General features: G+C 35.8%; 11 protein-coding genes and 2 pseudogenes. 9 read left to right on the forward strand and 4 right to left on the reverse strand.

Going from position 1 to position 12,596, the window contains the following annotated elements:
• Window positions 1–2 precede the first annotated feature (2 nt).
• The 5 genes and pseudogenes from QUD79_RS05115 (at window position 3) to QUD79_RS05140 (ending at window position 5,853) form a co-directional block, all read left to right on the forward strand.
• Window positions 3–533 (forward strand): hypothetical protein, encoded by a 531-nt coding sequence (locus QUD79_RS05115; protein ID WP_184424912.1) that lies wholly within the window; start codon window positions 3–5, stop codon window positions 531–533.
• Between the two features lie 14 nt (window positions 534–547).
• Window positions 548–1,804, forward strand: coding sequence for a hypothetical protein (locus tag QUD79_RS05120; protein ID WP_184424910.1), 1,257 nt, complete (start codon window positions 548–550; stop codon window positions 1,802–1,804).
• A gap of 1,019 nt (window positions 1,805–2,823) precedes the next feature.
• On the forward strand, window positions 2,824–3,531 hold the full coding sequence (locus QUD79_RS05125) for a polysaccharide deacetylase family protein (RefSeq protein ID WP_221435215.1): 708 nt from the start codon (window positions 2,824–2,826) through the stop codon (window positions 3,529–3,531).
• 251 nt (window positions 3,532–3,782) lie between these two features.
• Window positions 3,783–5,322, forward strand: a pseudogene (locus QUD79_RS05130) (transposase).
• A gap of 219 nt (window positions 5,323–5,541) precedes the next feature.
• The gene (locus tag QUD79_RS05140; RefSeq protein ID WP_184424667.1) at window positions 5,542–5,853 is read left to right on the forward strand and encodes a hypothetical protein; all 312 of its coding nucleotides are present in this window, start codon (window positions 5,542–5,544) and stop codon (window positions 5,851–5,853) included.
• A 214-nt stretch (window positions 5,854–6,067) separates the two neighbouring features.
• Here QUD79_RS05140 and QUD79_RS05145 read toward each other — a convergent pair whose 3' ends face one another.
• A complete protein-coding gene (locus QUD79_RS05145) occupies window positions 6,068–6,232 on the reverse strand; it encodes a hypothetical protein (protein ID WP_184424668.1) in 165 nt (54 codons plus the stop codon).
• A 605-nt stretch (window positions 6,233–6,837) separates the two neighbouring features.
• Here QUD79_RS05145 and QUD79_RS05150 point away from each other — a divergent pair.
• The 3 genes and pseudogenes from QUD79_RS05150 to QUD79_RS05160 all read left to right on the forward strand — a co-directional run.
• Window positions 6,838–7,134, forward strand: a pseudogene (locus QUD79_RS05150) (transposase); the annotation flags it as partial.
• Between the two features lie 308 nt (window positions 7,135–7,442).
• Window positions 7,443–7,757, forward strand: a complete 315-nt coding sequence (locus QUD79_RS05155) for a DMT family transporter (RefSeq protein WP_184424669.1) — start codon at window positions 7,443–7,445, stop codon at window positions 7,755–7,757.
• Between the two features lie 25 nt (window positions 7,758–7,782).
• A complete protein-coding gene (locus tag QUD79_RS05160; protein ID WP_184424670.1) occupies window positions 7,783–8,196 on the forward strand; it encodes an ACT domain-containing protein in 414 nt (137 codons plus the stop codon).
• A gap of 861 nt (window positions 8,197–9,057) precedes the next feature.
• On the opposite strand, the gene QUD79_RS05165 is transcribed toward QUD79_RS05160, so the two are convergent.
• Both QUD79_RS05165 and QUD79_RS05170 read right to left on the reverse strand, forming a co-directional pair.
• Entirely contained in the window at window positions 9,058–9,357 is a 300-nt protein-coding gene (locus tag QUD79_RS05165) for a DUF3301 domain-containing protein (protein WP_184424671.1), read from the reverse strand.
• A gap of 1 nt (window position 9,358) precedes the next feature.
• The gene (locus tag QUD79_RS05170) at window positions 9,359–10,384 is read right to left on the reverse strand and encodes a DUF3549 family protein (RefSeq protein ID WP_184424672.1); all 1,026 of its coding nucleotides are present in this window, start codon (window positions 10,382–10,384) and stop codon (window positions 9,359–9,361) included.
• A 547-nt stretch (window positions 10,385–10,931) separates the two neighbouring features.
• Here QUD79_RS05170 and truC point away from each other — a divergent pair.
• A complete protein-coding gene (gene truC / locus QUD79_RS05175) occupies window positions 10,932–11,681 on the forward strand; it encodes a tRNA pseudouridine(65) synthase TruC (RefSeq protein ID WP_184424673.1) in 750 nt (249 codons plus the stop codon).
• A 72-nt stretch (window positions 11,682–11,753) separates the two neighbouring features.
• On the opposite strand, the gene dapD is transcribed toward truC, so the two are convergent.
• Complete coding sequence (dapD, locus tag QUD79_RS05180; protein WP_184424674.1) at window positions 11,754–12,584, reverse strand: 2,3,4,5-tetrahydropyridine-2,6-dicarboxylate N-succinyltransferase; 831 nt, start codon at window positions 12,582–12,584, stop codon at window positions 11,754–11,756.
• Between the last annotated feature and the right edge of the window lie 12 nt (window positions 12,585–12,596).

The following is a 12,596-nucleotide window of genomic DNA, read 5'->3' on the forward strand; positions in this document are numbered from 1 at the left end:
TTATGAAAAAATATTTTGTTGCTTTGTTAGGAATATCATTTTCAATAAGCGCTAATGCTGATTGGATAAAACAGACTAAAACAGATAAATTTACGGATGAAGTTTTTTATCAATATAGAAGTTCTACAGTTGATGGGCAATATTTAACTTTAGCATGTGGAAACGGGCCAAGAGGAAGTTATTACGAACCTGATGTTGTATTTCATTATGGAAAAGGTGGATATGAATCTAAGCCATTACAAATCAAGATACGCGTTGATAACAATGATTTTATTCAGGGAGTAGCTTGGAATAAGGATGTGAGAGAAGGTGGCTATAGTATTAACTGGGGTAATAATGGCAACCGAAACAAAGAAATAGTAGATAAAATATCTAAGCAATTTAAATCAGGTACATTTGCACTGATTCAGCAGGGCAATAAAAATCCAGCTAAATTTTCTTTGAAAGGCTTTTCTGAAGCCTATAAACAAACGCATGACCTTTGCCAATCATCTAAGATGGAATATAAAACTGGAAGTATTTGGATTAAATAATAAGGAAGTAGTAAATGCTATACTCTAAGCACTCAGAGGAGTATATAGAAAATGGCTTGTATAAAATTAATCAAAGTTTATTTTATAGCCTTTGGAGCTTCAAAAATAAGTTTGGCATTCCAAATAATACACCATTAAAAAATTACGCTGATGCCGAATTAATAAAAGGTCTTTTTTATTATTCAGTACCCGATAAAGGGGGCTTTGATAAAGTAAAGTTGTTTTCAGAAAGTACTTTAAAATCCTTTTACAAGGTTATAGTCACATCTGACTCTGAAAAAGCAGATAAATTTGATTTAAAGTCAAAAGAAGCATCTAGAATTGTGTTCCAAATACTAGAAAGTGAGAGATGGTTTATTTTTGAGCCTCTAGTTCCTCATAAAAACCCAGAAAAAGCTTACCTCTTTTGTGGTAAAACAAAGACGTTTAAAGAGTTTAAACTTGAGCTAATTAATAAAAGGCTTACTAAGTATAAAGGTAATGAACAAACACTGATTGATGAATATGAGAAGCACTTATCATCAGTCACTGATTTGCCATTTGAAAATAAATCAAAGCATAGTTGGTATTATACGCATAAATTTCAAATTGACTCGGTTAGTATTCAATCACCGTTATTTAAGGAAATTGAGGATAATATTTCAAGGTGTTCAATAGGTGATAATTTAATATTAAATGGAGAGGATGTTTATGCAGACACTGGACTTATTGGTTTCATACCGAATGATAAACTTCCATCGCTTGAAAATATTGGCTACTGCCATATTTGCAATATTAATTTTGGCTCAAGCACCCAACCCTCTACTGTAGAGGTTGGGCTGCGATACGAGAAAGAAAAGATCAAACTTTCCTGCCCATTAAGTTTTCCTAATGAACTTTTTGATAGTAGAACCGTGGAAGAAATAATAAGCGGGTTGAAACTTAAAGAAGAGAATGATTTGGTAGTTTTTCGCAATGTTTATATAGCAAAAAACAATTTAGTTGACTACGAATCGAGTTTTATTGTGATAGCTAGTGAAAATGATATATCTATACCCATGAAGGATACGTTTGATATTGGGTATGGAGCGCCCGATAAATGGCAGCTACCAGTGTTAAATTTTTTAGGTGTAATTCCCGAAAAATTAGCAAGTCAATTAATAGACTTACCATTTAAAAAAGCTGAGTTTATAGAGGGCGATGTTTATGTACATGAAGTAAATATAAAATTAACATACGAAAATGGGAATGCTTTCCCTATTTTGCAAATCATGGAAAGGTTAGATTATTAATCTTGTTTTTGTAAAATTTTGGTTAAATTTTCTCGCTAGGTGAAGTTTTTCTCGCGCTTCACTGTGATCTACAAATGCCAACCAAAACCTTCAGCCTTATTCTTATAAAAGGTGTGAGACATCTCTTACATTGTTGTGCGATAAAGGTGTTTTTTTAGTGGTTATTCATTATACAAAATGCTTAATATTATGTTTAATATAGCTTTATTAATAAATTTCAATGTTATTGAAATGTTAATGGTTAATTGTTTTGTTTTTACATATTTGAAAGATTTATTGTTAGCGTAAGATAGCACTTGTCAGGACGATAAGGTTAGGAAGACTTACTTAGGGACCTAAAGTAGGTGTTGCTCAAGGATAGCATTCAGCAAAATGGACTTGATCTGAATCGGCAAAGGATATGCTTTTCAAGGAAGACATTATCAGACTGATATTAAGGAAGCTAGAAATTCAAGATGAATTTCAACATGGATTAGTTTATGGAGCACGTAAGGATACGTTTAGGAGACACTAAGGATAGTTTTTTAAGGACGAAACGGGACACCAAGTATGCAGGATGCATAAAAAGCTAGTTAAAGAAATGCGGCTCTTAATGAGCCGCATTTTTTATGTCTTGAATGATCACTTATAGCCAATAGCTGACATAGATATTCAAAGCTCTACACCCAAAGCAAACCAAACGAATTATAGAGTCGAACGGCAAAATGAGTGAGGAGCGGACATTGGTAATAATTTGTGCCTTAATCATTATAGATATTACTGATAATCCTAAGTAACAAGTCAAAAAAATCAGTTTTTAATGTAACGCCATGAAAATAAACAAAAAATTTTAACGCTTTGATTTTCAGGTGTTACTATGAATTCTCAGTAATATCCTAACTTTCAATTTAGTGTATAGTGATAATGAATTTAACCGATTGAAATATTGGGTTTTTATGGTAGTTTAATGAATGAATCGTAGATGGATATTACTGAGACGTCTACATAATAAGTGTTATGTGTTTCTGGGAGGTTGTGCGTTGAAAAAAGTTGCAGTGTTCTTTCTGGTACTTGTTGTATTAGCAGTAAGTCTTTGGAGTGTTAGTTGTGCCAGAAGTTTTCAGTTTTTTGGCAAAATCATTTCAAGAGTCGAAACAGCCGATAAAGTTGTCGCCTTAACATTTGATGATGGGCCATGGAATCCTAAGTACACTCAGAGCGTAATAAATACTCTTGGCTCACTAAATGTGAAAGCAACCTTCTTCCTAAACGGTCGCGGAATTGAAAGTAACACTGACTCAGCTCAAGCTCTGGTATCAGCAGGACATCAGATTGGAAATCATACATATTCTCATAATCGGATGATGTTCAAAGGCTTGAGTGAGGTTAAGAGGGAAATTGATAGTACAAACGAGCTAATTCGTTCCATCGGTTTTGAAGGTGATATTTACTTTCGGCCACCATATGGCAAAAAGCTGATTGTGTTACCGTACTACTTGGAGCAACAAGGTATTGTAAGTGTGACATGGGATGTTGAGCCTGAGTCATATGATGGTATAAACGAAAGTAGCTCTGCTATTGCAGAGTATGTCATAGGCAATACTAAACCCGGCTCAATAGTGCTGCTGCATGTTTTGGGAGGTAACAACAAGAAGGCCAGGGATTCTTTGCCACTTATTATCAACGGGTTACGTTCTAAAGGCTTTAAGTTTGTTACGGTTGCTGAGCTTCTGAGTGGAAACACATAACAAACGCATCAAGTCGTTCGCAGGCTCACTGGGACACCAAAACTACGCGGCGATTAGTTTGGTGCTTCGCCCAAGTTTAACCAATCACCGCTTAAGTTTTGCTGCCCCTTATGCGGGCGTTGAGGCTGTAGAATTTCTCCAAAAAGACGTATTTACGTCTTTTTTATATTTCCTCAATTGTTTGTTTTTTAAGCTTGAAGCAAGTTCCTCGCTGTGATCTAATAGATATTATTCACCGATAGCAAAATATCATGGCCAATTATAAACCTGATTTATCCTGTCAAAGTAAGTTCATCCCCATCGATTTCTCACAACAAATAGTCCCCGGAACGTTTGAATATGCGCTTGCGCATATTATTGATAATCACCTTGATTTATCGGGCTTCGAACAGTGGTATCAAAACGACAATGGCGGCGCAGCTGCCTATTCACCGTCTGTGATGTTAAAAATAATTCTCTTTGGTTATTCTCGTGGTTTTATCACTAGTCGCCGCATTGCTAATGCGTGTGAAACTAACATTACTTTTATGAGTTTATCGGGTGATGTGCAACCGCATTACACCTCAATAGCTTCGTTCGTTGCTCGAATGAAAGACCAAATAGAACCTCTCTTTACGCAAGTTTTAATGATATGTGACAAAGAAGGTTTGATAGGTCGCAACATGTTTGCCATTGATGGCTGTAAGTTAAAATCAAACGCGAGCAAAGAGTGGAGTGGAACCTTCGATGAACTAGAGCGAAAAAAAGCTAAACTAGCACGAGCAAGTAAACGTATTATCGAACGTCATCAATCTCAAGATGGCTTAAATGAAGCGTTAATAACACAAGACTTAAAACAAAAAGAAAAACTGGATAAAAGTGCAGAGAAAATCACTGAGTTTTTAGCCACACATCAAGAAAAAACAGGCAGCAAAGGCAAACCCGTTAAAAGTAATATCACTGACCCAGACAGTGCGAAAATGACTACCTCAAAAGGCACCATTCAAGGCTACAATGGTATCGCGATTAATGACGATAAACACCAAATTATACTGCAAGCACAAGCGTGGGGCTCAGTGGGAAAGCAACAAACCTTACAGCCAGCCGTTGCACAATTAAAACAACAACTTGAGAAGCTCAATACCCAAAAACAGACAAACGCGCAGACAATAAAGTTTACAGCAGACAGTGGGTTCAATAGTGAAGCTAATCTTGAATTTATGGCTCAAAGTGGCTTTGATACTTATATTGCAGACAATCAATTTAGAAAAAGAAATCCGCTATTTTAAAGAAAGTGAAACATACGAAACAGCGCAAGAAAAGCGGCGGTTAAAGCGCAGTAAAGGCAAGCCACGATTATTCACCTCAAATGATTTTCACTATGATGAAGTAACGCAAACCTGCCGATGCCCAGCGGGCAATGACATGTGGCGAAGCGGCATAAATGTAAAAAGTCACAATCAACAATACACGCGATTCTGTGGTTACTTAAAAGATTGTAAAAGTTGCCCACTGCAACAGCAATGTATGAGAAAACCGCCAATAAAAACAGGACGGCAAGTGCAGTTTAAAAATGATGAATCGTGTAAACAGCTAAGCTATATTGACAAAATGAAGGTTAAAATAGACAGCCCAATCGGTCGACGACAATACGGTAAGCGATTAGGTGCTATCGAGCCAGTTTTTGGCAATATTACCGTCAACAAAGGCATGAATAAATTGACCTTACGCGGGAAGGAAAAAGTAAACACCCAATGGCAAATGTATTGCCTTGTTCATAATATTGACAAGTTAAGAAACAACCTGCATTAAGGGTTTAAAGCCCAACTCCACATCATACAAATCCTTATAACACTGAATTATCAGACGTTAATCCACTATTTCGTTAAGTTAACGATGTAAAAATAAAATCGCCAAAAACGTAAACGTTTTTGATTGTTAAAAGAAAACAATCCAGTTAGAGTATTTTGATTAATAAATAATATAAAAACGAGTTATTCTACAAGCTCGTTAGGCTTACAAGGAAAGTATGTGCATAAATTCAGGTTTGTAGCTTTATTTATATTAATGATCGTTGGGTGTGAGAATAAGTTACCTGAGATTAGTACTTGTTATGGAGCAATTACAGAAGGTACTATTTGGGTTTCAATATCAGCAGATAACATAATTAGTATTGGAGACTCTGTATTCTCGGAACAACTTTTAAATAAAAAATATAATGTTGTTAAACAATCGTGTAAATCAGTTGTTGTAATAGTTCAAGCAGAGCAATTGGCTAAGCATAAAGTCGTTTACGATACTGTAAAACTTATAGAATCTCTGAACTTTAAGGTGTCACAGTAAGCCTAAAAATAACAAGGACAGTCGCTTATATTTGATTATAAGCCCATGGAATATTCGTGAATAAAAAAAATCTTCGACATAAACTAGCTCTTGCAAGCTTAATCCCCGTAATGACACCAGGGTTTCTTTTTTACACTCTTGTCCACGGTTTTTACGCTAAAAGCATCGTTATTTCGATTGTACTGCTAATTGGTTTATACCTATTTAAAAGTAGTTACCATGTTTTCAAAAAGTCTGGGGGGTTTCTTAAACGTTTTACTTGGTCTGTTGCTTTAGTAAATATTTCTTGTGTAATCATGACGTTCGCACCAGAAGCAAAAAATGTGTTTGCTGGTGCTGCTCTTTTTTTGTTTACTCCGTCAATGATATTTGCGGTCAACACGCTCACCAGTAGCAAACCAGCTAGGAGAGTTGTGATGTATAGCAAAAGGGCTTATAACAAATGAATTATGTCGTTCGTAAACTCACTTGGACAAATACTCGTTGGCCTTCGGCCAAAACGTTCGTATTTGCCCCATTTTCAAAGCGTTATGCGAAATCAATAAATGGATAAAATAACTAAATTAAAGGGCAAACTGATATCAACATCCGTAACAGGTTGGAGAGTCGCAGTAAGTACGGCGGCATTATTTATTTTGTGTGGTAGTGGAGTAGCTGCGTTTGGTTATACTTTATTCACAATTCCAGAGCTGCAATGTCACGCTACTTTTTTTTACCTATCTATTTTTTGGTTGTTCTCAGAATTCGCCGTAATAGCGTATTTATATTGCTACAGAAATATCCCGAAATTCGCGAGGGAGGCTGTTGTAATTTCACTGCTAATAGCAAATTGTTGGTTTATACTTTTTATTTTCGGGTTGCAAGAATGTTCAGCGTAGTATTAAAAGTAATATTAAAAGTAATAACAAGGACAGTCGCTTATATTTGAATAATACAAATCACTGAACTAAGGTTAATATCTAATCAAAATTCAAAGATGGTATTATGACAACAGCGAGAAAACAGTTAATTAGTTTAACCGACACCCCTTATTATCATTGTATTTCTCGTTGTGTACGCCGTGCTTTTTTGTGTGGTGAAGATAAAAATACAGGTCAGAACTTTGACCATAGAAAAGGCTGGGTAGAAGAAAAACTTCTTAGCCTAACTCAAGTGTTTGCTATTGATGTATGCGCTTACGCTGTGATGAGTAACCACACGCATACCGTACTGTATATTGATGAAGACACCGCTAAAGGTTGGTCAACCAAAGAAGTACTTGAGCGCTGGCATCAATGTTTTTCAAATTAAGTTTATATTCATAATCATTGAGTTTATTTTAAGCTGTTTATTAGCTTGTATGCTGGCTTTGTTGTAGGTAATTTATTTATGGGCGAGTGTCCTTGTTATTTTTGTTATTTTGGCTGACTTTCATATGATATTTTTTAACTTTAACCCTTCGACCTAACGGTCATAAGTAGATTTAATAACTATTTCTCTTTTTCTATTTTTTTGCTACAGTGATAAAAGTTAAATCAGTATCGATGTGAGGACGACCTCACCGCTCTATTTTTTCAGGGGACGACCCCTAAATTTAATAGAGTGTTTATATGTATTGGTTAATCTTATTTCTCGCAGGAATTTTAGAAGCTGGCTGGTTAGTTGGTATTCAAAAATCAGAATCGTTTACAAATATCCCCTATGTAATATTCGCTGTTTTTTCAATGTCGCTTAGTCTGGTTTTGTTTTCAATAGCATTAAAAGACATTCCTGTTAGCCAAGCATATCTCGTTTGGTTAGCTATAGGTGCGTCATCAATTTCGATCATAAACCATTATTTTTTTGACCAACCACTTTCAATTCAACAATTGTTTTGCTTTTGTTTGATCTTTATTGGTGTGGCTGGTTTAAAAATGTCTAACTAATACAATTAATAAATTTAGGAAATATATGTCTGGTGAAAAAAACTTAGCAAAATTAATCGCGTCTATGACGCCTGTTTTAACCGAAAATGAATATGTGTTTGCTACTCTGGAGACATATGATTTTGAACAAGTGTTGTTGCTAAACCCTATAAGCACTTTTCAAGAAAAGGAAGGGTTAACCGTTATATTGACGAAAGAAAAGGCCGATGAATTTAACATTTCTTACTCAGGTGTTTTTAAATGTATTACATTGAATGTACACTCGAGCCTTGATGCAGTTGGTTTAACCGCTGCGGTTGCTACTAAATTGACGCAATCAAATATTAGCGCTAATGTTATTGCGGCTTACTATCATGATCATGTTTTCATTGCACTTAAAGATGCCGAACAAGCATTAGCTGACCTTAATGCACTTACTCAACAAGGCATTGCAGATTAAGCATAAGGCGAACTGGTTGTTGAAAGGCATTAAATACCACTGAAATATCTACTTTATCAGAAAACTGCCTTTCAAACTTAAAACCCTTATGACTGCCATGGTGGCTTAGTTGTCTAGCAGGATAAAGGTAGCTCTACGTTTTTTTAACACTGCAAGCCGCACCAAAAGCTATTGATGTTAATGTCCGCTTTCGTATCTTTGCTGTCTCTTTTGGATCGTTGGCGGGTTATACAAATTCTTTCAGGTGTAACTTAAATGTTAAATTCTATCAGCGGGTGACTTATGTCTCATTATTTGTGACACACCACATTCACTTTTTTATAAAGGAGCCAAAGTAGACACTACACTTGTAAGAGATCACCTACATTGCTGTAAGTGACTGCTCATTTAATTGTCAGAAAAATCAATTTATTTAATTTTAATGTTTATTTATCAATTTGTTACGCTTTATTGGTTAGTATAGGTATTGTTAGTGGGTTATTTAAATTCTTTTAATCTGTAGTATTTGAATCAAGAAAAGCTAGAATTGTTGTTGTCAGGAAGACATTAGTTAAGGACAACTAAGCAAATTACCTTCAGGGGTTGAAAGTATTTGTTATGCTCAATGAACAAGGAAATAAGGATAGTGCAGGAAGCACGTAATTAATAATACGGTATGGACACTAAGCTCTTTTGAGCTGTTATAAGGAACAGTATTATTTTAAATGTTGATGGATTTTGCTTAAGGATAAGCGTGAAGGAAATTGAGGCGGGTTAATGGATGACCTAAGTTAAGAAAAAGCGACTGGATAGTCGCTTTTTTGCTTTTTTGAATGTCATTTATCATTTATAACTAAAACTAAAGATAGTACCTAGTGCAGTTTAAAAACGATAAGGTGGTAAAAATATATCGCGTAATTTATAACCATCTAAAGTGATAACCCCTTGGTATTGGGATACACCATCCCCGCTAAATTCAAACTCAAATTTAGTTACCCAATATAACCCTGAGCGTTTAGTAAAGTTAAGCCGGTTAGATATTCGCGCAATAGCAATAAATTGTAAATCTTCTTTTTCACAATACTTTTGTGCATGAAAACGCGCTGTTTCAGCTACTTTACGTAGATAGATAAAGTACCAAAAAATTAAACAAACGATCAGTAAAAGGTAAATGTTTTCCATATTATTGTGGGCTATTAAATAAGCTTCCTATTGCTTTGGCTAAGGCGTTACTTCTTTTTTCGTCTCGCATACAAGCGAAAATTATCATGCGCAAAGAAGGCAGAGTAACAAGGTCTTTAAAGATAGCATCAAATAATGGTGGTTTATTGTAATTTACTAAATTTTCTAGAAAGTTCATCATGTGATCTTGTTTTTGTAATGCTAGCCAATTTCTACCTGAGATAACAATAAAAAGTTCATCGGATAGCGTTGGTTGGTTAACGATTTCCTGAACCAATGCTATCACCATTGGGTGCTCACTTGAAGAAGCTAAAGACCTTAATAAGGCTTGCTGGTGTTCAAGGTTATTAGTATGTCGATATAAGTCGGTAATACATTTAACCAAAGAAATAGGTAATTCAATATTTTCAATCGCGCAACATAAAGGGTTTAAAACTTCTATTGGTAGGTTAGCTAAAGCGTTAATTAGTATTGTTTGATGCTCAGTGTCGTTTAGACGACTGGCAAAATCACTTAAGCCTTGTACACCTATTTGGTGCCAGTTATCCCAGCCTAACTCACCTTTGAGGTACTGATAACATTGTTCATAGTATTGGCTAGCTGCTTGGTTAAGCGCTACTTTTAATAGGCTATTTAAGCTAGCTAACTTATATTGAGCTGGCGTAAAGTTATAAGGGTTAGCTTTTAATAACTCTTCTTGCTTTTCAGTTGGGTCAACAGTTAAGTCGGTGCCAAGTGCTTCAATAATTATTGCGATAAAATGATCTCTAGCTCCCTGATTGATAAGGCCTCGCTCATCAAGAGGTAGTTTTACAAACCATAAAAAAGGCTGCTTAGTGGTTTTTTGCCAAAATGCTAGCGCTAAATGGGCATGCCCCTGCGACGGAAAAGGGTAAGGTACTTGATTTGCTTCAATTTTAATAAATTGCTCTTTGGATATTTTATCTATTTTTCGCCCCAGATCATAAACACGATATTGTGAGTTAGAAAGCGCAAGTAAGTCAGAAATAGTGTTAATGGTGTTCATAGCTAGAATAGTTACTCCGTTTAGCAAGCATTATAGAGAGATTGATTTATTAACTCCACACAAAGGCCCATTTTACTTTATAATAGTGGCTTTTAAGTCTATTAATTTCTATAAATAAAATTTATACAGTAGTAATTTTTATTACTATATAAATAATGCAGTGAAAGATACTAGGGCGTGTTGATCTTACGAGTACAAATTTTGTACGAATTAAACATGATTTAATTGAGGCGTAGCGAATAAAGTGTAGTATTGTACATAAATGAGCTAGACAGCTTCCGCGTCCTGCTCACGCTAAGTACCTACTTGCGTGTAAGCAACGAAAAGTAAATCATGTTTAAACGTATCCGTAGGACAGCGCCTCTTTGGTTTTTCTACGGCGTTTTTACTTATTTATGGGGAACAACCCCATTACATAAGTTCAGCCTTGTATAAACACCAAATAAATCGCTGCAAAAATGTATAGCAAAGATCAACACGCCCTAAGATGATAACTCCTCTTACAGCCGTTACTTCAATTTAGGTTAAAGGCAAGAAGTAGTAATAAATGAGTGTAATTATAAGTGAGAAACCAGCACTAACGATACTGTATCAAGATGAGTATCTAGTTGCGGTTGATAAACCTGCAGGGCTATTTGTACATCGGAGCTTTTTAGATAAAGATGAAATTTACTTCGCACTTCAATTAGTAAGGGATTTAGTAGGACAATATGTTTATCCATTACATCGCTTAGACCGCCCAACTTCGGGGGTTTTACTTTTTGCACTAAATGAAGATGTTGCAAGAGCAATGGGCCAGGCTTTCACTGATAAAAAAATCAACAAAACGTATTACGCACTGACAAGAGGGCACTTATTAGGAAGTAATACGGTTGATTACCCTTTGAAAGAGAAACTGGATAAAATTGGCGATAAATTCTCTAGTGCCGACAAAGCGGCACAAAGCGCGGTAACGCACTATCAATCAATTGCTTGTGCTACGCTAGCAGAGCCTTTAGGTAAATATGATAGTGTACGTTATTCGTTAATAAAGTTATTGCCTGAAACAGGTCGTCGCCATCAATTAAGGCGGCATTTAGCACACCTTAGGCATCCTATTATTGGTGATATAAATTATGGTGATAATAAACAAAACCCATTCTTCACTAAGCGTTTTGGCTTTAAAAGGCTAATGCTAATCGCAAAAAAAGTAGGGTTTATTCATCCAGTTACAAATTTACCTATTAGCATTGAAGCTAAGTTTGACCAACAATGGCAAGATGTTTTTAACATACTGGGTTGGACAATAGCAGAGTAGGTGGAAGTGGTGACTACTTAACCCACTTCCTTATGAATGTTATCGCGTTTTTTTAGACAAAAAGCCTAGTAATTACTCATCATCAATAGAGCGTAACAAGGCATTAATACCGACTTTTGCACGTGTTTTAGCGTCTACTTTTTTTACAATAATTGCAGCGTATAAGCTATAAGTGCCGAATTTTGAGGGTAAATTTCCTGGCACAACAACTGAACCTGCCGGTACGCGACCATAATGTACTTCACCTGTTTCACGGTCAAATATACGGGTACTTTGACCAATGTATACGCCCATTGAGATTACCGCACCTTCTTCAACAATTACACCTTCTACTATTTCAGATCGCGCACCAATAAAACAGTTATCTTCAATAATAGTAGGGCCGGCTTGCAAGGGTTCTAATACACCACCAATACCCACACCACCAGATAAATGAACGTTTTTACCTATTTGAGCACATGAACCAACAGTTGCCCAACCGTCTACCATGCAACCTTCATCAACATAGGCACCTATATTAACGAAACTAGGCATTACCACAACATTTTTACCAATGTAACTACCTGTTCTAACAGAAGCTCCAGGCACAACACGCACACCATCAGCCTCAAAATCTGCTTGATTATAATTACTATATTTCATCGGCACTTTATCAAAGTAGGTGCTCTCAGCGCCATCAATAACTTGGTTGTCCCAAATACGAAAAGATAACAATACTGCTTTTTTCAACCATTGGTGAACCACCCATTCCCCTGCAATTTTTTCAGCAACGCGAGCACTGCCATCATTGAGGGCTGAAAGTGCGTCTAATATAGCTTGCTTAACTTCATCACTTACTGTTGAAGGTGTAATATTCATTCGCTCTTCAAAAGCGTGTTCAATGATATTTTGTAGCTGAGACATGATTCTATTCCT

Origin of the sequence: Thalassotalea piscium, assembly GCF_030295935.1 — a bacterium.
Classification (GTDB): domain Bacteria; phylum Pseudomonadota; class Gammaproteobacteria; order Enterobacterales; family Alteromonadaceae; genus Thalassotalea_B; species Thalassotalea_B piscium.

Coding starts and splice junctions, on each gene's coding strand:
- QUD79_RS05115 (WP_184424912.1), top strand. CDS start 3: ATGAAAAAATATTTTGTTGCTTTGTTAGGAATATCATTTTCAATAAGC.
- QUD79_RS05120 (WP_184424910.1), top strand. CDS start 548: ATGCTATACTCTAAGCACTCAGAGGAGTATATAGAAAATGGCTTGTAT.
- QUD79_RS05155 (WP_184424669.1), top strand. CDS start 7,443: ATGTATTGGTTAATCTTATTTCTCGCAGGAATTTTAGAAGCTGGCTGG.
- QUD79_RS05160 (WP_184424670.1), top strand. CDS start 7,783: ATGTCTGGTGAAAAAAACTTAGCAAAATTAATCGCGTCTATGACGCCT.
- QUD79_RS05165 (WP_184424671.1), bottom strand. CDS start 9,357: ATGGAAAACATTTACCTTTTACTGATCGTTTGTTTAATTTTTTGGTAC.
- QUD79_RS05170 (WP_184424672.1), bottom strand. CDS start 10,384: ATGAACACCATTAACACTATTTCTGACTTACTTGCGCTTTCTAACTCA.
- truC (WP_184424673.1), top strand. CDS start 10,932: ATGAGTGTAATTATAAGTGAGAAACCAGCACTAACGATACTGTATCAA.
- dapD (WP_184424674.1), bottom strand. CDS start 12,584: ATGTCTCAGCTACAAAATATCATTGAACACGCTTTTGAAGAGCGAATG.